Raw genomic sequence first — 587 nt, 5'->3', positions numbered from 1 at the left:
GAGTTGAGCTGAGAATTCAGGAATTGAGTTGAATGACGGATGTTTCGAGACTCAGAAACAAGCTGACGTACTAGAGACATCACCTCGTCGATAGAGAGGCTTTCATTTTCAACGCGAGACAGATCTTCAAAGCTTTTATCTATCATATCCGAGAAAGCCGAAGTATCCGTTAGCGTATCATTCATCGAGTTTGATACTTCAGATACCAATAGCTCTAAGTTTGCGCGCAGATCATTGATATTGGTTTCTGATTTGCTGGCAACGTAATTGTTGTAAAGCTGCTCACCAACAGCTGGAGGGCAGATGCCATAATGCTCCAGCACGCCATCCATCTCTTTAGTCAGTTGCGGAATCGCATTATCGACATAGGTGTACCAAAGGGCGTAATTTGCAGGTGTGGTCGACACCCTGTTCTTCATCATAAGAGGCACCGCTTTCTTTAGATTAGCGGTGGATTTCTGAAATTCGTCTTTGTTCATTATTTTTACTGCAGATATCAAACCAACTAAAGCCACTTGTGGACAAGGTTAGCGGATTTCGAGGAGCTTTGCTTTAAAAATTATATAATTAATGGATGAGGGTTGGAT

General features: G+C 42.2%; 1 pseudogene. It reads right to left on the bottom strand.

The window, feature by feature from the left end:
* Positions 1-479 (bottom strand): annotated as a pseudogene (locus BCT81_RS27155) (GGDEF domain-containing protein); the annotation flags it as partial.
* Between the last annotated feature and the right edge of the window lie 108 nt (positions 480-587).

It is taken from the genome of Vibrio sp. 10N.261.52.A1, assembly GCF_002876325.1.
GTDB lineage: Bacteria > Pseudomonadota > Gammaproteobacteria > Enterobacterales > Vibrionaceae > Vibrio > Vibrio chagasii.
Note: the sequence above shows the minus strand (reverse complement) of the source record. Positions and strands in the feature narration are given on the sequence as shown.